The sequence below is a fragment of the Thalassotalea euphylliae genome (assembly GCF_003390375.1).
In the GTDB taxonomy this organism is placed as follows: Bacteria; Pseudomonadota; Gammaproteobacteria; order Enterobacterales; family Alteromonadaceae; genus Thalassotalea_F; species Thalassotalea_F euphylliae_A.
In genome coordinates this window covers 1,812,869-1,832,845 of the sequence record NZ_QUOT01000001.1, presented here as the reverse complement: position 1 = coordinate 1,832,845, position 19,977 = coordinate 1,812,869, and the positions used below count along the sequence as shown (strand labels likewise).

Here is a 19,977-nt window from a genome sequence, read left to right as displayed (position 1 = left end):
CTATTTTTATTGGCGTTTTCTTTTCTTTAGAAAAACAAACGAAAAGCCTATCCATATTTCCTCCCTATTTGCAGCTTATAGTCCTAGGAAAAATACGAGTGTAACTTTGGAGTTAACGTTATGGACTGGCTTTTGTTCAGCATAATCATCTTAATAATAATTGCCGTTTTGATTGATTTATATCTGATGAGACAAAGTCGTTATAAGCTAAACCACGATATAGCTCTTAACTCTTCAATAGTTGACCAAGCTAGCCAAGCCAAGGAAGTCTATCAATATAGAAATGCCCTAGCTGACCAAACAGATACTCAAAACGTGGAGAACATTAGTTCGCAACCGTTGAAAAGTGCGTCGAAGAAAAAACACACAATTGCTAAAAACAGTACTAGAAAAAGCTATATTAACGCCGATGAGCTTGATGCTGATGAAATTTTAAGTCGTATTTTCACTATTGCTCGCCCCGATACCAACAATTGCCTTGAAGTGCTGATGATGTTGGAGCAGTTGGCTGGCAAGATTGCGCCAGAGCATTTAAAAAAGTTAAAGCTTTTGTTTAACGTGTACGGTTCGAATAATCATTTGTTTGACGAAGGCCTAGTGAAAGTAGTGACTACTTGTTGTAGTTGCCGCGCTAAGTTTGAGTTACTTGAACATATTTTTACCGAGAGCGAGTTTTGCCCATACGTGGACCGCTCGCTTGAACTCGACTCATCCGCTACAAAAACTCGATCAAAAGTGTAGTAGGATAAGTGATGAGCGAGGAAAGACTATTTATTTTGGGGATTAAGTTGTTGAGCAAATGGTTTCCCGAATATGCTTACAGGCTAGTTAAGCACAAATTGCTCACCCCAAGTTCTTCAAGCGGGCGCTGGGCTAAGGAGAGTAAACGAAAATTATATCGCACTAAATATGGTTGTATTCGCACTTACACTACCAGCGAAAACAACAGTAGAGGCGAAAGGCATGACGAAACAGAAAGTCGGTATATATGGTTAGTGCACGGTTGGGGGAACGCTCATCAGTTTACTCCGCTTATCAAACGCTTGGTTAAGCATGGCTATACTTGTGTCGCCATTGAATTTTTACCAGAGCGAGGTGGTCATAGCAAAACCGGACATAATTATCACCAGAATCAAAGCCGAAGTGAGCAATTTGTTTCTCTACCCAATTGGAGTAATGCGCTTGATATTGCATCACGTTATTTGCCAGCACCATCACATGTGATTACCCAAGGAGTTGGTACCTCGATTGTTGGTAACAGCATGTGGTTTTCCCGCTATCAAGGCAAATTAACCTTGGTTTCGCCAGTGCTTGATTTCTACCAAAGGTTACAGCAGTTTATTCGTGAAAACCGCCTACCGAGTATGTTGCTTGCACGCATGGAAAAAGAGGTGTTCATCAACGACAGAGTGCGTTTGAAGGCGCTTTCAGTGACACGAGCAATAGATAATTTTGCTGGTCAACTTGCGGTGTTTTACAGTCAGGTAGATGGCACTTCAACGGTTGATGAAATTCACGCGCTAGCACCTCGCGATAATCGAAAATTCGTTGAATTTAAAGGTTCATGCACCAATCGCATGATTAATAGCCGCTCGTTATTCTCGAATGTTAGCGAATATTAGTGACTGTTAGCTACTATTTGCTAACACCTGCGAACATTAACGAACAAGCGCCAAGCCAGCCAGTTAATCGAGCTCACGAGTATTAATAGCGGTAACTACCTATAAAGCAAGCGTGAGTGTTTTGGTGCCTGCAGCAGGCTGCGCGCAGCAGAGCAATACCTCATCTTTGGCCACTTAGCTCATTCGACTTATGTGGTATCGGGCAGGCGAAACATTAGCAACAGGCCAGCTTAAGCGAATATTAACTGACTTTGAGGAAGATGATTTACCCGTATCGATTGTCCATGTTGAAGGGCGTCGAGCAAACGCCAAAATTCGGACTTTTATTGACTTAGCGGCCGAGCAATTGCGCGCTAACCCATATCTTCAAGGTGAAATGTAACAAAGTTCACCCTCCACTTAAATTTTTGTCTTTATTGGTTTTTTTAATGATGAATCACACGTAAAGGGTTTCTTTATCGGTTAATTCTACATTGGTATAGCTCGTGCTTTACCAGCATTACTTAGATTTCTGTCAATTTTTTGAATCGTTTTGAAAAGGTAATGCAACTTGAACTCGGCATAGGGTTTAGTGACTGATGTTTGTTAATACCAATACGTCAGCACTCAACGCTATTAATCAGCTTAACACTAATGCTAATCGGCTAGAAAAAAGCTATGAAGCGCTTTCATCGGGGAAGAGAATAAACTCTGCCGCCGACGATGCTGCTGGTTTGCAGATTTCTGTTAGGCTGACCGCCCAGTCGAATGCATTAACACGCATTGAGCAAAATATTAACGATGGTATTAGTTATGCGCAGGTGGCTGAAGGGGCGTTGGCTGAGGTGTCAGATATGGCACAACGTATGTACCAATTGGCAATTCAAGCGGCAAATGGCTCGCTTACGACAACAGATAAGCAAGCGCTAGATGTTGAATTTCAAGGGTTAAAGCAAGAAATAAATCGCATCGCTAACGAAACTGAAATTTTTGGCAGATTCCCGCTACTTGGTGGTGACAACGTACCTTCGCTTGGGGATATTTTTCCAATTAGTGGGGGAAGTGGTACGTTTAGCTCCGGTATCCGTTCGTTTGCTGCAATCCCTGCCGGCTCTAACAATATCAGCTTAACACTTGATTCACTTGGTTTAGATGATGACATCCAAATATTTACACAGGATGGTAGGCATTTGGTGGGTACGGATTTAAATGATAATAGCTGGCAAAATAACGCTGACAATATCCCGATTAGTACACCGCAAGATGTCGAAAATAATTTATTTACCCCGCAAAACGGTTTCCCCTCTGGCGCGAGTTATGACGCTAGTAATTTAAACTCTGGTGGACCGGTTTACTCGCCTAGCGCGGCGAACAGTACTAGCTATAATGGCATGACGATAAGCTTTGGCGGAGACGGTGATCGTACTTCTCCCGCTGATGGAAATAATGATGGTGTTAATACCGGAGGAACATTTATTGAAGCGGTTCATATTGATACCACGACAGAGCCGCTCTACGTTGCGGTAGTCGGCAGTGGTAGTTTTGATCTAACCGTGAATTATAGCAATCTAGGGAACACGGTTAATAACGATGAGCCGTTTAAAGTATTTGTCGCGACCACACCTGATGGAAACAATGATGATTTTATTGATATCGACAAAACTGCCAGTTCATCGGTTGATTTGGGCATAGCCCCCTTAACCATTGCCAGTGCATCGGGCGCTCAAACAGCAATTAGCGCGCTTCAAAATGCGTTAAACACGATTGCTGGCTATCGCAGTGAATATGGTGCGTCGATAAACGTGTTGTCGAGTGCTGCTCGAACCTCAATGAATTCACATGAGAATATTGTTGCCGCCACTTCTCGTATTCAAGATACAGACTATGCTAGCGAAACGGCAAAATTAGCCAGAGAACAAGTTTTGCAACAAGCATCACAATCCATTTTGTCGCAAGCTAATATCCAGCCAGAATTAGCGCTGTCACTACTTAATCAATAAACCACTCAGTACTAGAATTAACAATTTAAGTTACTTGGCTTTTATGTGTAAAACCAAGGCTGTCTACCAATATTCTTCTTTCTTTTCTCCACCATTTATTTCCTCGTTAGAAAGTATTAGCTGATAGCGATTACAGCTCGATCAAACCAAACGCTTGCAGTGTCTTGCTAACAATTGCATTAACATTTGTTAATGACCCTAGTTTCAATAACACTCAGTATGTTTCTCAAAATATTAAAAAGAAACGGGGAGAGTTCATGTCACATTCCGCATCACCAGCACCGATTGATATGCCAAGCGTTTATCATTTATTGCAACACGTCTGTCAGCAACAGCCTAGCGCTAAAGCATTCACCTTAATTAAACAGTTAGCGCCAGAGCTAGTCGACGAAACCGTTAGTTATCAAACATTTTTTGATAATCTACATCGCACCATCAGATTAATTCGCCATCATGTTGGCCTCTCTGAAGACAGCAGCCAGCGCCCTGTGGTTTCTTTCTTATTGCCGAATATTTCCGAAGCTCAATATATTCTATGGGCAGCGGAAAGTTGTGGCATTGCTAACCCACTAAACCCACTGCTAAGTGTTGATGCACTCACCGTGTTAATGGACAAAGCAGAAACCGATATTATTTTTGCATTAGGGCCAAATCCTCGAACGGATTTTTGGCAAAAGGCACAAGCTGCCGCCGCAAAATCTGCTCGCGATATTAAACTCGTCCCCGTAGTATTTCCTGCTGACGAAGCCCCTGCATTTAGTGCTCAGCTAAGCGATTTTGACGCGGCTCCGTTACCTCAGCAGTGGCTGCCAATACAAACTGATGTTGCGGCCTATTTTCATACTGGCGGAACAACCGGCTCGCCTAAGTTAGTAGTGCAAAGCCAAGCAAACCATTTAGCCACAGCCAATGCTTTTGTTGAAGCGATGCAGGCAAGTGAAAAAGACACGTTAATTAATGGTTTACCTGTGTTTCATGTTGCTGGCGCGCTTGTGCTTGGCCTCGGCGGTTTGGCGGCCGGTATTCATACTGTATTTCCGACCATGGCTGGATTTAGAGATCCGCAAGTTATCAAACAGTACTGGCAGTTGGTTGAGCGTTATCAAGCAACGCTAGGTGGGGCAATTCCAACTTCTGTTGCAGCGCTAACTAGCGTGCCAATCGACAGCGATATTAGCTCATTGCGCTACTTACTTTCAGGCGGCGCTTCACTGCCAGAGAGTGTTGGTCAAGACATCACTAAACTGACTGGCCTTGAGTTGTATCAAATCTATGGCATGACCGAAACTTCAGGCGTAATTGCCATGCCGCATTTAGATGCACCCTCTAAGTTGTTGAGCGCAGGCTACAAAGCCGCTGGAATGGAAATTGCCATTGATGAGCTAGCGCCTGATTCGGATGGTGTCGGCGAGATATGTGTACGTGGCCCTATGGTTTTTGAAAACTACCTTGGCGTTTCCGAATCTCCGCTCACTGACGGTTGGTTTAGAACCGGTGATTTGGGGTATTTAGACGACGAAGGTAGTTTATTTATTACTGGCCGTTCTAAAGATTTGATTATTCGCAGTGGCCACAATATTGACCCTGTGGTGATTGAAAGTTGTTTAGAGGAACACCCAGCGGTATCACTGGCAGCAGCCGTAAGTAAACCAGATGCCTATGCTGGTGAATTGCCTGTGGTATACGTGCAATTGCATGAGGGAGCAGATGTCAGTATTGAGGAATTAATGGCACATGCTAAACAACATATTGATGAGCCACCGGCACAGCCAAAGGCGATTACTTTGCTTGATGCATTACCACTAACGGCAGTGGGTAAAATTCAAAAAACGGAATTGCGCGCATTGGCTGCTGCATCAGCGGTAAAAGAACAGTTGGCAGAGCATGAGCCGAGTGTTGCTGTTGATATTACGGCGAAAATGCTGAGCTGCGGTAAAGTGTCGTTAGATGTTTCAACATCTGAGTCTAGCGAGTCTTTAGCCCAAACATGCCATCATTTAGCGGAAAGCTTAAACCTTGAAATTAACTTCTAAGTTAAGACTTAAGGCTTAAAACCCAAAGGCTAAACGTTAAAGGCATAAAAATAGCGCATTAATTTGCGCTATTTTTACGCTTAAGGCGTGATAGGGAAACCGCATCCATACTCAGGTATGAGGCAATGTGATATTGCGGAATTTGCCTGTCAATTAGCCAAGCTTCATTTGCCATCAGCCATTGATAACGCTCTTCCGCATTGCCCGTTAGCAAAATTCCTTCACGTTGCTCATTTCTGGTAAATAACTTAATCGTGAGATTGTTTAGAAATCCCATAATTTTGGGGTGTGCTTTGATCAGGCGATTAAAGTCATCAATCGCAATTTTATATAGCGTGCAAGGCTCTATTGCTTCAACGGTAAATTGACTGCGTGAGTCAGTTAAATAGGCCGACAACGAGCCAATCGGGTCGCCTTCTTTAAAAAACGCTTTATTCCACTCTTTGCCGTCGGGAGAAATATAGAAAAAGCGCACCACACCTTGTTTGATAATATAAAAGTGGGTCTGCTTTTCACCAGCCGAAAGTACTTGTTCACCCGCTGCTATGGTCACCGGCTTGGTGATTGCGTACCACGCATCCCATAAACTGTCATCCATAGTGACAATAGGGCTAAGCAGTTGTTTCAAGGCTTGGTACGGCATAGTAATAGACTGGTTAAATGATTGTGATGTATTGAAAAGTTTCAACAAAACGAGAACTTAACCTTTAGTCTAACAAACTCATATTCGATGAAGAACACTTTTTGATGAGCTTGGTATAAGGTTCGGGCTTATCAAAAACCCTATAAAATGCGGCTTTGAGGTCTTGTAAAGAATTGCCTAAAGGCCGCATTCTTATATGATTCAACTTGTTGATGGTGAGTGGCTAGGGCGTGTTGATCTTTCAGGGTTGTTTTTGCAGCAGTCTGTTTGGGTTTTATACAAGGCGGCACTTGTGCAGTGTAGTCATTCTCCATAAATAAGTGCCAACACAGTAGAAAATTCAAACAGACGCTGCCCTGCGGGTTCATCTAAACGCTTCCTGCTCATTGTTGCTCGCTTCTTGCGTAGAACGACTATGCGACAAAGCGAGCGCCGCGATCAGAAAGCGTTTAGATTGAACAAAATTCAATCTCGAAAGATCAACACGCCCTAGTTGTTTAATAGGTTTTATACGGCAGGAATTTGCCCGATAAAACAACATTGACACGATCGCCAGCAGGGTTTTCTTCCCGTTGAATATCCATCGAAAAGTCAATCGCGCTCATAATACCGTCGCCAAACTCTTCATGAATTAGCTCTTTAATGGTACTGCCATAAACATTAACAACCTCATACCAGCGATAGATTAAAGGATCTGTTGGCACAGCGGTTGGTAAAGAACCTTTGTATGGAACAATTTGCAGCCAAGCAATGGCTTCGTCACTTAGCCCGAATATCTCACCTACTTGCTCTGCTTGCGCTTTGGTAAAGGTCATTTGTCCTAAGCATGCTGCGGTTGTCCATTCTTTCGAAAGGCCTATCGCAGCCGCTACATCACTCCATTTGATGTTAGTTTGCACTTTGTGCGCGACTATCATTGCGGTAACTTCTTCTCTACTTGTGATCATTTTACTTTCCTCATTTTTATTAATATTTAATGTGAAACTGGCTGATAACATTAGCGGGCAAGGTCAACGGGTGACGTGCTCAATATAGATAAGCAAGCCAAAGACACTTGTTGCCAAAATAAATGACAACCCTTTCCAAAATTTCAGCGGATTGCGCTCTATCAGCGGTGCACGCGCTTGACGCATAAATTGAGGGTTAGGGTTACTCAGGTCATGGATAAATTCTGAGAGCTGCTCGTAGCGCTTTTCTGGCGTCGGTTGCAGTGCTTTGCGCAAAGCGTAATCAACCCAAGCTGGAATAGCACGCTTGTCGTCAAGTACGCTTTGGTAAACTAAACGCCGCTGCGCGGCGTGCGTGTCGAGTTTGGCAACTTGTGTGCCATAGGCAAAGCGGTTACTTAGCATGTGATAAGCAATCATGGCTAACGAAAATTGATCGCTAAGTGCACTGACTGGCTCGCCTACAAAATATTCTGGTGCCATATACAAAGCGGTACCTTGCATATCATCTTTTTGCCTTGCTGATTTTGCTTCAACAATGCCAGCGACCCTAACGCCACCAAAGTCGATGATTTTCACCGTCCCTGTGTGATCTATCATAATGTTTTCAGGGCGAAGGTCTTGGTGCAGAATTTCAAGGCGATGTAATGCCATTAAACCCTTAGCAATTTGCTCAATAATCTCGCGTACATTCGCTAAGTTTGGAGTTGGGTGGTCAATCAGCCATTGGCTCAATGTCACACCTTCAATGTACTCAGATACGGTATAAAGGTAGTTGCGTGAACGTTGTTGCAATTGTGCTTTCATGACATAAGCACTGTTGATGCGCCGAGCAACCCATTCTTCCATTAAAAATCGCTCAAGATATTCAGCGTTTTCTCTAAGCTCGAACGAGGGAATTTTAATTGTGCATTGTTGGCCTGTCGCAATGTCTTTGGCCAAATAAACGTGGCTGCGGCTGCTGGCGTAGATTTCTCGCATAATCAAATAGCCATCAAACTCTTGTCTTGGTGATAGCAAAGGAGGAAGTTGCAGTTCATCAAGCTGAGCCTGCATCATTGAGGTAAGTTTTTGTGGCAGTTGTTCTACTTTGACAATCTGTACCGTAAGGTTGTCGTCGCTGCCATTGGCAAGTGCGTGCTGGCCGATAGCCTTAGCCGCTTGTGGTAAATCGTTTTTATGCTCAGCAAGCTGGCAGAGAATCGACCCGGTATTGCAATACTCAAATATGCCATCAGTACAGAGCAAAAATATATCGTCAACGGCTAATTCAAGTGCTTGGTAATCTAGCGCTAATGAGTGGTTAATACCTAACGCTTTGCTTAAATAGCTTTGTTCGCTAGAGAGCCAGCCACGGTGAGCTTTGGTCAACTGCTCTAATGCTTGGCCTCTAATGCGGTAAATTCTGCTATCGCCAATGTGAAATATGTGCGCGGTTGAGGCTTTAAATACAATGCCACTGAAGGTACAAACCAATCCTTTATCGGGATTTAATCGATATTCTCTTTGCTGATTTTGTGCGTGAAGCCAGCCGTTAATTGAGGCAAGTACTTTAAGACCAGCAGTTTTCACCGACCACGCGTCAGACGTACAAAAGTAGTCATGAAGAAAGGTTTTTACCGCTGTTTCACTGGCAATTTGGCTAACATCGCTAGAGCTAATACCGTCAGCAAGTGCAACGGCATTGCCCTTCAAACTTAGCTGTGGCTCTGGTGATTGAATAGCACCGTGAAAATCTTGGTTTATGGGTTTAGAGCCACTATCGCTAAACTCCCCTATGGCTAGGCGAAGACTAACGTTTGACTGGTTTTCTAACCGCACTTTTAAATGACTATCTAATCGAGGACTTGATTGCTCAAAAGTATTCACAGCAAAACCTTAGACAGTTTGGGGGCTAAGTGATATCTGAAGCAGTGAATAAGTGCCAATACACTCGTTCACCGCTTCAGTATTCATTGTCGTTGCGAACTTGTGTTACAACGCTGCCATACTAGGCTTTTCTGCTACTGCTGAGGCTTTTCTTTCTTTACTGGTTTTCACATGAGTTAAGTAAAGCGGTAAGCCCACAAGTAAGAAACCACCAGCTAAGTTACCTAGCGCAGTTGGAATTTCATTCCATACCAAGTAATCAACAACCGTGAATTCACCACCCATGATCATTGAGAATGGGAATAGGAACATGTTGACAATTGAATGTTCGAACGCCATGTAGAAGAACAGCATAATTGGCATCCACATCGCCGCCATTTTACTGCCTGCTGATGTTGAAATCATTGCGCCAACAACACCCATCGAAACCATCCAGTTACATAGCATGCCGCGAATGAAAATAGTGAACCAACCTAAAATTCCTTGCTCTTTGTAGCCTAAGGTTCGCGATTCACCGATGGTGCTAACCTTTTCTGCAACAGCGCCACCATCTATTTGATAGCCATAAGTGAGGATAAAGGAAGCAAAGAAGGCAACCATTAATGCGCCAGCAAAGTTACCGCAAAATACTAAACCCCAGTTACGCCACAACTCTTTCATAGTACAGCCAGGTCGCTTATCAATAATTGCCAATGGCACTAAAGTAAATACCCCTGTAAGTAGATCAAACTTCATTAAATACAACATAATAAAGCCGACAGGGAATAGCACAGCACCAAGTAGCGGGTTACCGGTTTTACTGATCACTGTGATCGCAAAAAAGGCAGCCAGCGCTAAGATTGCTCCCGCCATAAATGCACGGATAAAGGTGTCTTTAGTGGACATAAATATTTTTTGTTCGCCAGCGTCGACCATTTTGGTCGCGAACTCTTTGGGTTCTAAATAAGCCATAATTTTCCTCTGGTTGTTATTATTAATTTCCAACGATTGAGCGGGTTTTTAAGCAATAAAAAAGCGCTCACACTTTCCTTGTGTTATGCACAAGTAAGTGAGAGCGCCGTTGCTCGGTTATGTGTTGTGTTGATAATCGTTAGTCGATAGTGCCGACTAGCTTGCTAATATCTGGTAACTCTTTAATTCATCATTGAACTATTAAATGCTTAGCAATCAATACTTTGCATATTTCAAACCAATTAATAATAACCCTATAATTTCAATGGGTTATAACTTTTAGTGAAAAGTAGTGGAAATGTTTTGCTATCAATTGGTGCAGCAGATTAATTGTTTTGCTCGATATTTGAGCAATTACTCTTACGATACTGAAGCTTGGGAACAGGCAGCCCTATGAAGGGTAAAAACTAGAGCTTATTTAGAAGAATTAAACAGAGTATAAGTACTTTAACTAACTAGTTGGCAGTATTATTAAAGTGATATTGGCACAATAAAAATAGTAGCTAGGGAGTGCTGGCTGCAACTTATTTCCCGTAAGTTGCTTAGGAGTTCTGTGCAACTAACCATTGCTTAAAAGCTTTATCGATTTTATCAATAATCTTTTCATCTGTGCCTTGGCTCAGCGCCATACAATGCTCTGTTTGTTTTATGGGGTGCAGAGTAAGTCCTTCAACAATCGTTAGGTGGCTGGCGTTAAGCTGTTTCAATCGATAACGCAATGCTTGCTCTGACTGTATTACTACATCAATTTTGCCAGTAATAAGCTTTAACAAATTAATCTCTTCATTGGCAGAAACATCCAAATGCGTATCTTCTTCAAATCCCTTGTCGAGTAGATACTTGTAGCTATTGTCACCGCGCATCACACCAACAACGGCAGACTTCAATGCCTCAAGTGAGTGAACGTCAGCGTCGTTATTGGCTAATTTGTAGGCTTTAATTGGTGTGGATGGGTAAATAGGACAGAACCAATGAAACTTAGGTGCTCTTTGTTCATTTTTAAAAATTGAATAAATCAGTACATTTGGTTTATTGGTTGCCAAATGAAAGCTTCGTGCCCATGGGTAAATGGTTAAAGAATAATCAAGTTCCGCCAGATGTAAAATTTCACGGACATTGCGGGTTACTTGGCCTGTGACTTTATGCGTTGACTGGTGCGCAAGACCTTTCTGATGAACAATAAATGGTGGCCAATGTTCAGAAACTACTTCTACTTGGTTAGCAGTTGCGAGTCCACAGGTACTGGTAATGATTAGTAAGATGAAAAATAAATGCTTCATTAGCTCTATTACTTGTAACTAAGTGATTGCGACTCATTATTTGCAAATCAATAAACGATAAGATCATTTGTCGCGCAATATCCAATAAAGGCCGCTGCCTTTATAGCTATGATGATTATTGCAGTCACGAATTTACCAATACTTATTACCATAGCCTGTCGTTTATTAAGTTGAAAGTGAAATTCTTCTTCGTTCACACAAATTAAATGCATGCACGTTATTTGTATTTGCTATTTGCATCCGTTGTTCGCTTTGAATAGGTCAATACATCAATGATGGGGTGATGAGTAGCACGGCCTAATTTTGATGCCAATAACCAAATGTTTTTTTGACAATTTTTCACAGGGAAGGCTTGGTGAATGTCATGCATATCAATTTATTATTTATGTGAATGTGAATTTACATGAGTCGTTTTTGAATGTATTTTTTAATCCGCAGGTCTTACTATGTCGTAAGCAAGCACAAGAAAGACTTGGTAGCTGACATCACTATTACTGAGTTAGCAAACCACATCAATAAAAACAATTAGATTAGGTTGGAACATGAAAAAAACGATCACTGCACTAGTGACTGCGATGAGTATGTTAGTCGCAATACCTTCTTTTGCATCACAAGCAAACGACATTCAGTTCTTAAACAGCAAACCAAGTAATAAAGCCCTACCATTTTCGGAAGCAGTGAAAGTTGGCAACACACTCTATCTTTCTGGGCAAATTGGCTGGAATGCAGCTAGCGGAAAGTTAGCAACGGGTGGCTTTGAGGGCGAAGCACATCAGGTAATGAAAAACATTCAAACGACATTAACTAAACACGGCTACCAAATGTCGGACGTTGTAAAGTGTTTAGTCATGCTGACTGACATCAAACAATTCAAATCATTTAACCAAGTTTACACACAGTATTTCAGTGCACCATATCCTGCACGTAGCGCGTTTGCAGTAAGCGAATTAGCGCTTGGCTCTTTAGTTGAAGTGGAATGTATTGCAGCGGTTAGTGGCAACTAATTTAAGTAGCTGATGTAAGTAACTGAGCTGCGTTCTTTGCCTATCTGACGGCTAACTAAATCGATTGCTTAGTGCTCACGAATACTTGTAAAAATACTGATAAAACAAATAAAAATATTGGCTAGAAAGTCATAGCGAAATTTCATAAGTAGCAGCCCTTTTTAGCCGGTGCTTTCTGCTTGAACTTTCTACCTGAGCTTGCTGCCTTACTAAGGACAAATTTTGAATTTTTCTCGCTTATTGTTTTGCACACCTTTCTATACTTTTATGATTGGTCTTTCTTCGCAGGCCTATGCCCAACAAGACCAAACACTTGAAACCATTACCGTAACGGCGTCTGGCATTGAACGACAGCTGGCAAAATTGAGCAGTAATTTAACGGTGCTTGGTCAAGATGTCTTGCGAGAGGTGAATCACCAACACATTAACCAAGTGATGTCTCGCGTGCCTGGCGCTTGGGTGAGTCGAGGAAATGGGCAAGAGCATTTAACCGCATTGCGCTCTCCTGTGCTTACCGGCGGTGGTGGTTGTGGCGCATTTTTTATGGCGCAAGATGGTATTTCGTTGCGCGGTTTGGGGTTTTGCAATATCAACCAATTGTTCGATACCAATGCGTTGCAAGCACAGCGTGTTGAGGTACTGCGTGGGCCAGCCAGCACGCTTTATGGCTCAAATGCGGTACATGGTGTAATTAATGTTATTACCCCAGATCCTTTGTCGAACCAGGCTGGTGAGCTTGGCCTTACGTTAGGTCCTCACGATTACCAACAAGCTAAGTTCAGTGTCAGCCATCAACAAGGTGAACATGGTGTAATGGCTTATGGCAATGCCAGCCATGACGGTGGTTACAAGGATGACAGCGGCTTTGAACAGCAAAAGCTAACGCTTATTCATCAATTTCAAGGTGAAAATTGGTCGATAAAAAATGTCATATCAGGTGCTAACTTAGCGCAAGACACCGCTGGTTTTATTCGGGGCTTTGAAGCGTACAAAGAACAATCTCGCAAACGTGAAAACCCAAATCCTGAAGCTTATCGCGACAGTCAAAGTATGCGAGCCTACTCGCTTATCGACTATCGACCAAGTGAGCATGAAGTGGTTAACATCACCCCTTATATTCGTTGGACTGATATGGAATTTTTGCAACATTTTCTGCCGTGGCAGCCTGTTGAAGAAAATAGCCAAAATGGGGCAGGTGTAAAGCTCAGTTATCAACAAGTACAGCAAACGTTTAGTTGGATAGCTGGGGTAGATATCGACCATACTCAGGGTGAACTTACCGAGTTTCAAGCAGAGCCCTTTGCACCGCACTTACCCGCTGGTTTTCACTATGATTATGAAGTCGATGCCACGGTAATTGCCCCTTATGCGAAAGCATTTTGGCAAGTGGCAGACCGATTAGAGCTATCGGCTGGTGTGCGCTACGAATACACAGATTATGACTACCAAAATAACTTGAGTGATGGCAGCGCTTGCGCACCAGAGGTGACGAATTGTCGGTATACGCGCCCAAGTTCACAGCAAGTTAGCTTTAATGAAACTTCTTTTGAAGTGGGAGCAAGTTATCAGTTAGCACCCAACCATCGAGTTTACAGCCAGTATTCACAAGGTTACCGTGCACCACAAGCAACGGAGCTTTTTCGCCTGCAAGCGGGACAAACCGTTGCGAATTTAGCGCCAGAAACATCAGATGGCATTGAGCTTGGCATGCGTGGCCAAACAAGTGGGCTGTTTTATGATGTGTCGTTATTTGCGATGGAGAAAGAGCAGGTCATTTTTCAAGATGCTAATCGCCAAAACGTTAATAACGGTGAAACGAGCCATCGTGGTTTAGAGTTCTTGTTGCGTTACCAATTGCCTAAAAACTTTTTTGTGCAAGCCAATGGCACCTTAGCCAACCATACGTATGAGGCTGACCTGACGTTAAGTCGGGTGAACATTAAAGGAAATGAAATAGATACAGCACCGCAACACATGGGCAGTGTTCAATTGGGCTGGCAATCACCTGACGACAAACAAGTGGTGCTTGAGTGGCAACATATGGGGAATTATTTTGTTAATCCTGAAAACACGGCAGACTATGAAGGCCACAACTTGATTAACCTTCGTGCCAGTGCGCCAGTTGCAACGAATTTAACCTTAGCAGCACAATGGCTTAATATAACGGATCAAGATTATGCTGAACGCGCTGACTTTGGCTTTGGTCAATACCGCTACTTTGTTGGTGAGCCGCGTTCGCTCTTTGTCTCACTTAGATACCGTTTTGATTAATGCTTTATTTCAATAGGTATAATGTTAATTTACTCAGTGATTTTATGACTATGAAAAAGATATTTGCTCCTCTGACTCATCGACTACTCACCATACTAAGCATCGCGCTGATGCTTGTATTTTCTAGCCAAGTGTTAGCCAAACACGCCAAACTTGTAGAGTTGGAAAAGTCACTTGCCAATCATAAAGGGCAGGTGATTTATTTGGATTTTTGGGCGTCGTGGTGCATCCCTTGTAAAGCGTCTTTCCCTTGGATGAATGAGATGCAGCAAAAATATCAGTCTCAGGGATTAAAAATCATTACCGTCAATTTAGATGCCGACAAAGCACATGCCTTGGCATTTTTGCAGGAGCATCCGGCGGATTTTGATGTTATTTACGACCCAAATGGCAAAATTGCTCGCCATTTTAAGTTGCCGGGCATGCCAAGCAGCATGATATTTAATCGCGCCGGTGAACTAGTAGAAACCCATGTAGGCTTTACCGAAGAGAAAAAAGTGAAATATCAGCAGTCGCTTAGTCGATTGTTAATGGAACAGTAATACTCACAACGTGTATGGCTGCTCGCTGTTTATGTTTGCCAGCAACAAATGTCCGCCTGTATGGTGCTACCTATAAACATTGGCATTGATTTGCCTTGAAGGCGTGCAATACTTTACAAATTATTAAGAAACCTCAGCTCAGGATAATTAATGTACTTCTAGCAGCTATTTACACTGCTATCTGTGTTGAATTCACTTGCAATAGACTAGCTATTGACGCGTAAATTCGCCTTGATATCAGCAAAAATATCATGCTAGAAGAAGGTTTTAATTGTAACTTTGGGATTAAATTTGTTTTTCACTATTTCTTATCCCGAGCTGAGGTTAATAAGTCTTTTTTAACCTAATCTACTAGGGTTGCTCAATGCAAAAAATGCACTCAGTACTCGCCAATTTTACTCGACGTTATGTTTTATTATTTGCGTTGAATGTTGTTTTGGTGATCGCTGCTTTTTATCAATTACGCGTTCATTATCAAGAGCAGCAAATCTTTCAGCAAGTGTCGATAACGGCTAACGAACAACGCAATTTGCTTCAACAAATAACCCTGTTGCTGCATAGTTATCAGCAAGGTAATGAAACTGATAGTGATACCAAGTTAGCGACCAAAGTAATTTCCACAGCAACCAGAATGCGAGACAACCTCAGTGTCTTAGTGCAACATGTTGGCTTGTTAATGGAAAATAAATCGTCAGACTTCTCAAGAAATTACCAAGCTTATTATGACTTGAGTCAACGCCTTGCTTCCTATTTAGATAGCGCTAAAGCATTGGGGCTAGATTCTACTATTTCTGCTGAGCAACAAGCGCAAATTAATGAGCTGGCAAGTGATGATTTTGTCTTTTTATTTGAGCATGCTTTAGATGTTTTTCAGCAAGAAGCAAGTGAGCGATATCATGCGAGTGAGCGCAAAGGTTATGTGATTTGGTCAGTCACTATTTTGGTCTTTTTGTTTGTTGCTTATTATGCCTATTATGTGATGCGTAACTTATTGCGCGACACATACTCAAAGTTAAGTAATGAACGCAATCGTGCTTCAGACTTTCAATTTGCCATTAATAAACACTCATTGGTACTGCAGTTTGATCAACAAGGCACTATCACGTTTTATAACAAACGTTTTAGTAAAGTTTATGGTTACCAGCCAGATGCGCTTTTGTTTCAGCCAGTTGAAAAGCTGCGTAGCGATCATCACAGTGATAGCTTTATAGAGCAAATTTATCAGACATTACGCACTGGTAATGTATGGCGAGGCGAGCTTTGTACGCTCTCAAGTTACGGCCGCAAACTTTGGTTCACGACTACCATAGTGCCATTAAAGGCAGATACCAAACGCAACAAATTCATTCTTATTCAAAACGATATTACTGAGCAACGACGAACGGAACTTGCTTTAAAACGTATTCATGAAATAACCACTGACAGCAACGCCGACCTTGAAGGAAAAGTGCAGAAAATCTTGGCGTTAGGCTGTGAGTTGTTTCATTTGCCTAATGGTATTATTAGTCAAATTGAAGATGATGATTACACGATTCTGAGTGCTCGTAGTCCCGATGATGTTTTGCAGCCAGGAGATACGTTTGCACTCGCCAAAACCTATTGTTTTCATACGTTACGTGCGAATAAGCCGTTAGCAATAGAGCACGTCGCCAATAGCGAGCTTATCGGCCATCCTTGTTATCAAGAGTTTGCATTAGAAACGTATTTAGGTACTCCGCTTTGGGTTGACGGAAAACGCTTCGGTACTTTGAATTTCTCCAGTGATACTCCATCAGCCCAAACATTTAAAGACTCTGACATCGAGTTATTACAACTTATGGCGCATTGGGTTGGTTATGAGCTAACACGCAATCGCCAACGTGAACAGTTGTCTGGTCAGCAGCAGTTGATGGAACATATGAGTCAGTTGGCGCGTCTAGGTGCATGGGAAGTTGATTTAAAAACGAATCACATCTATTGGTCGTCTATGACCAAGCAAATTCATGAAGTGCCGGCGGATTACGTGCCTGAATTGGCTACAGCGATAAACTTTTATAAAGAAGGCCGTAGCCGCGATCTTATTACTCAGTTGGTTGAACGTTCTATCGCTTATGGTGAATCTTATGAGCAAGAGCTAGAGTTAGTCACCGCAACAGGCCGTGAAATATGGGTCATTGCCAAGGGCGAAGCAGAATTTGAAGACGGTGAGTGCGTGCGTTTGTATGGTTCATTTCAAGACATTACCGAACGAGTTAAAGCGCAGCAGGCATTGTCTGACAGTAATGAGCGATTAGCTTCGGTAATACATGCTACCGCCGTGGGTATCTGGGATTGGGAGATTGACACCGACGAAGCTGTACTCAATGAGCGATGGGCGAATATTATTGGCTATACCTTAGAAGAATTAGCGCCAGTCAGCGCCAAGTCTTGGTCGTTAAGGGTTCATCCTGATGACCTACCAAAATCTCAACTTGAACTTGAACGTCATTGGCGCGGTGAAACCGAGCGTTACAATTGCGAAACCCGTTTACGCCACAAAAACGGACATTGGCTTTGGGTGTTAGACACAGGCAAGGTTGTCGAGTGGCACGAAGACGGTCGACCTAAGCGAATGATAGGAACGCATCTCGATATCAGCGAACAAAAAGCGGCTGCTCGTGAAATCACGGAAAGTAACCAACGTATGAGCTTAGCCGCTGATTCTGCGGGAATTGGTGTTTGGGACTTTAACGTGTTGACCAATGAGCTCCAATGGGACGAGTGGATGCTCAAACTCTATGGTCTTGAGCGTGATAACTTTTCTGGGGCGCTTTCGGCGTGGCGACAAGGTTTGCATCCTGATGATAGGAAGCAAATCAGTGCTCAATTACAAGAGGCTATTAGTACTGCCAATAAGTTTGATGCGCAATTTCGAATTATCCGTCCATCAGGTGAGGTGCGTTATATCAAAGCCTCGGCGATTAATACCTTAAATGAAACCGGGCAAGTTACTAATCTAATTGGTGTAAATTATGATGTAACCGATCGCGTGCGTGACGAACTGGCGCTGAAAGCAGCGAAAACGCAGGCTGAGTCGGCAGTTAAAGCTAAGAATGAATTCCTTGCTAGCATGAGTCATGAAATTCGTACACCGATGAATGGTGTTATAGGTATGCTAGAGTTGCTGCAAGACAGTGAATTAGATCGCGATCAACAGCACAAAGTGCAACTTGCACAAAGTAGCGCAAACTCATTGTTACAGTTGATTAATGATATTTTAGATTTCTCTAAAATTGATGCAGATAAACTAGATCTTGAAGCAATAGTGTTTGATCTAGCGCATATGATGGGCGAACTCAGTGAGGCAATGGCACCGCAGGCTCAGCGTAAAGGCATTGAACTGATCCTTGATACGGTTGGGTTAAGTGATCGACAAGTCATCGGTGATCCAAGTCGTATCAGGCAAGTACTGACTAATTTAATTAGTAATGCGATTAAGTTTACCCACAGTGGTGAAGTGGTTATTTCAGCAAGCCTGACGGAAGAAGATGAAACTTATTGGCGTTTGAGGCTGGTTGTCAAAGATACTGGCATTGGCATACCACAAGATAAACTGCATTTATTATTTGAAAAATTCCGTCAAGTTGACTCATCAACAACTCGCCATTACGGTGGCACAGGTCTTGGTTTAGCGATTGTTAAGAAGCTTTGTCAGCGCATGAATGGCAATGTATCGGTCAGCACAGTGCAAGATAAAGGTAGCGAATTTACTTGTGATATTCGGGTTGGAAAAACACCGCAAATCGTTGCCAGTATGCCGGAAGTTGATATCAGTGAACTTACTATTCTTTTAGTGGATGATAATGACACCAATCGCGAAGTCTTAAACCGCCAGCTCACACAATGGGGAGCAAGTGTGACGAGTTGCAGTAGTGGTGACCATGCACTACTGGTTTGCCAGCAACGCATTGAAACTGAGCAGCCGCTATTCGATATTGGTATTTTAGATATGCAAATGCCAACCATGGATGGTGAAATGCTGGCGCGTGAGTTAGTTAAGCTTGATCCTGAACAGCAGATGAGACTGATTGTGATGACATCGATGCAAACGCCGGGTGATGCAAAACATTTTGCGCAAATGGGCTTTCGTGGTTACTTCCCAAAACCTGCAACGATTAACGATTTGCGTGCCGCAGTTAATATTATTGCAGACGATGGCGAGGCGCTGCGTTTTGCTAAACCGCTTGTGACAAGACATTACATTAGTGAACTAGGCAGCCAAGGTGAGCAGGGCAATCAAAACGAACAGGACAGCCAAAATGAACAGGGCAGCCAATACAGCGCAAATGCCCAGCCAAGCACGTTAGAACAGCTCGCTGAGAATAACAACAGCCCTATATCGGCAGTCGACACTGAGCGTGTGACGCCAACAGGCACCAGTTCGCAACTAGAAGAAAACCCAGCGACGTCACATAAGATTCTGTTAGTTGAAGATAATCGTGTTAATCAAATGGTTGCTAAAGGGGTACTCAATAAATTGGGCTACAGCTGTGATATTGCGGCTAATGGTATTGAGGCGATAGCTATGTTAAGTGCGAGTAATGCACACTATGATGTGGCTTTAATGGATATTCAGATGCCTAAAATGGATGGCTATCAAGCAACACGTGCGATTCGTGCTGGCGATGGTGGTAAGCGGCATCAAGAAATGGTGATTATTGCCATGACAGCGAATGCCATGGCAGGAGACAGAGAAAAGTGTTTAGCGGCAGGCATGAATGATTATTTGAGCAAGCCAATTAATAAAGACGCGCTATCTGAAACGCTTAACCGTTACCTTGCTACGGTGAGTTAGCTTATTATCGTAATTCTCATTCG

Annotated in this window: 14 protein-coding genes; 9 read left to right on the top strand and 5 right to left on the bottom strand. The window is 42.8% G+C overall.

From position 1 onward, the window contains the following. Nucleotides 1-186: 186 nt before the first annotated feature. The 5 genes from DXX94_RS08210 to DXX94_RS08185 all read left to right on the top strand — a co-directional run bounded on the left by DXX94_RS08210 (nt 187) and on the right by DXX94_RS08185 (nt 5,634). Nucleotides 187-741 carry a hypothetical protein gene (locus DXX94_RS08210; protein WP_147302258.1) on the top strand — a complete coding sequence of 185 codons (555 nt, stop codon included), beginning with the start codon at nt 187-189 and terminating at the stop codon, nt 739-741. Nucleotides 742-752: 11 nt separating this feature from the next. Continuing rightward, nucleotides 753-1,622 (top strand): hypothetical protein, encoded by an 870-nt coding sequence (locus tag DXX94_RS19515; protein WP_258872127.1) that lies wholly within the window; start codon nt 753-755, stop codon nt 1,620-1,622. Between the two features lie 190 nt (nt 1,623-1,812). Further along, nucleotides 1,813-2,004, top strand: coding sequence for a hypothetical protein (locus DXX94_RS08195; protein ID WP_116015094.1), 192 nt, complete (start codon nt 1,813-1,815; stop codon nt 2,002-2,004). Between the two features lie 196 nt (nt 2,005-2,200). After that, on the top strand, nt 2,201-3,601 hold the full coding sequence (locus DXX94_RS08190; protein ID WP_116015093.1) for a flagellin N-terminal helical domain-containing protein: 1,401 nt from the start codon (nt 2,201-2,203) through the stop codon (nt 3,599-3,601). Between the two features lie 257 nt (nt 3,602-3,858). After that, the gene (locus tag DXX94_RS08185; RefSeq protein ID WP_116015091.1) at nt 3,859-5,634 is read left to right on the top strand and encodes an AMP-binding protein; all 1,776 of its coding nucleotides are present in this window, start codon (nt 3,859-3,861) and stop codon (nt 5,632-5,634) included. Between the two features lie 58 nt (nt 5,635-5,692). Here DXX94_RS08185 and DXX94_RS08180 read toward each other — a convergent pair whose 3' ends face one another. The 5 genes from DXX94_RS08180 to DXX94_RS08160 all read right to left on the bottom strand — a co-directional run bounded on the left by DXX94_RS08180 (nt 5,693) and on the right by DXX94_RS08160 (nt 11,324). Then, the gene (locus DXX94_RS08180; protein ID WP_116015089.1) at nt 5,693-6,277 is read right to left on the bottom strand and encodes a Crp/Fnr family transcriptional regulator; all 585 of its coding nucleotides are present in this window, start codon (nt 6,275-6,277) and stop codon (nt 5,693-5,695) included. 497 nt (nt 6,278-6,774) lie between these two features. Further along, the gene (gene cynS / locus DXX94_RS08175) at nt 6,775-7,224 is read right to left on the bottom strand and encodes a cyanase (RefSeq protein ID WP_116018393.1); all 450 of its coding nucleotides are present in this window, start codon (nt 7,222-7,224) and stop codon (nt 6,775-6,777) included. A 63-nt stretch (nt 7,225-7,287) separates the two neighbouring features. Then, entirely contained in the window at nt 7,288-9,093 is a 1,806-nt protein-coding gene (locus DXX94_RS08170) for a bifunctional protein-serine/threonine kinase/phosphatase (protein ID WP_116015087.1), read from the bottom strand. A 105-nt stretch (nt 9,094-9,198) separates the two neighbouring features. Continuing rightward, on the bottom strand, nt 9,199-10,044 hold the full coding sequence (locus DXX94_RS08165; protein WP_115999057.1) for a formate/nitrite transporter family protein: 846 nt from the start codon (nt 10,042-10,044) through the stop codon (nt 9,199-9,201). 542 nt (nt 10,045-10,586) lie between these two features. Next, nucleotides 10,587-11,324, bottom strand: coding sequence for a substrate-binding periplasmic protein (locus DXX94_RS08160; RefSeq protein WP_116015085.1), 738 nt, complete (start codon nt 11,322-11,324; stop codon nt 10,587-10,589). A gap of 542 nt (nt 11,325-11,866) precedes the next feature. Here DXX94_RS08160 and DXX94_RS08155 point away from each other — a divergent pair. The 4 genes from DXX94_RS08155 to DXX94_RS08140 all read left to right on the top strand — a co-directional run bounded on the left by DXX94_RS08155 (nt 11,867) and on the right by DXX94_RS08140 (nt 19,954). After that, nucleotides 11,867-12,328, top strand: coding sequence for a RidA family protein (locus DXX94_RS08155; RefSeq protein WP_116015084.1), 462 nt, complete (start codon nt 11,867-11,869; stop codon nt 12,326-12,328). 222 nt (nt 12,329-12,550) lie between these two features. Then, a complete protein-coding gene (locus tag DXX94_RS08150) occupies nt 12,551-14,599 on the top strand; it encodes a TonB-dependent receptor (RefSeq protein ID WP_258872126.1) in 2,049 nt (682 codons plus the stop codon). 44 nt (nt 14,600-14,643) lie between these two features. Then, on the top strand, nt 14,644-15,141 hold the full coding sequence (locus DXX94_RS08145; protein WP_258872125.1) for a TlpA disulfide reductase family protein: 498 nt from the start codon (nt 14,644-14,646) through the stop codon (nt 15,139-15,141). 364 nt (nt 15,142-15,505) lie between these two features. Continuing rightward, the gene (locus tag DXX94_RS08140) at nt 15,506-19,954 is read left to right on the top strand and encodes a PAS domain-containing protein (RefSeq protein ID WP_116015079.1); all 4,449 of its coding nucleotides are present in this window, start codon (nt 15,506-15,508) and stop codon (nt 19,952-19,954) included. The last annotated feature ends 23 nt before the right edge of the window (nt 19,955-19,977 follow it).

Excerpts from the sequence above, each read along its gene's own strand:
- DXX94_RS08210 (WP_147302258.1), top strand. The coding sequence starts at position 187 with ATGAGACAAAGTCGTTATAAGCTAAACCACGATATAGCTCTTAACTCT.
- DXX94_RS19515 (WP_258872127.1), top strand. The coding sequence starts at position 753 with ATGAGCGAGGAAAGACTATTTATTTTGGGGATTAAGTTGTTGAGCAAA.
- DXX94_RS08195 (WP_116015094.1), top strand. The coding sequence starts at position 1,813 with ATGTGGTATCGGGCAGGCGAAACATTAGCAACAGGCCAGCTTAAGCGA.
- DXX94_RS08190 (WP_116015093.1), top strand. The coding sequence starts at position 2,201 with ATGTTTGTTAATACCAATACGTCAGCACTCAACGCTATTAATCAGCTT.
- DXX94_RS08185 (WP_116015091.1), top strand. The coding sequence starts at position 3,859 with ATGTCACATTCCGCATCACCAGCACCGATTGATATGCCAAGCGTTTAT.
- DXX94_RS08180 (WP_116015089.1), bottom strand. The coding sequence starts at position 6,277 with ATGCCGTACCAAGCCTTGAAACAACTGCTTAGCCCTATTGTCACTATG.
- cynS (WP_116018393.1), bottom strand. The coding sequence starts at position 7,224 with ATGATCACAAGTAGAGAAGAAGTTACCGCAATGATAGTCGCGCACAAA.
- DXX94_RS08165 (WP_115999057.1), bottom strand. The coding sequence starts at position 10,044 with ATGGCTTATTTAGAACCCAAAGAGTTCGCGACCAAAATGGTCGACGCT.
- DXX94_RS08160 (WP_116015085.1), bottom strand. The coding sequence starts at position 11,324 with ATGAAGCATTTATTTTTCATCTTACTAATCATTACCAGTACCTGTGGA.
- DXX94_RS08155 (WP_116015084.1), top strand. The coding sequence starts at position 11,867 with ATGAAAAAAACGATCACTGCACTAGTGACTGCGATGAGTATGTTAGTC.
- DXX94_RS08145 (WP_258872125.1), top strand. The coding sequence starts at position 14,644 with ATGACTATGAAAAAGATATTTGCTCCTCTGACTCATCGACTACTCACC.
- DXX94_RS08140 (WP_116015079.1), top strand. The coding sequence starts at position 15,506 with ATGCAAAAAATGCACTCAGTACTCGCCAATTTTACTCGACGTTATGTT.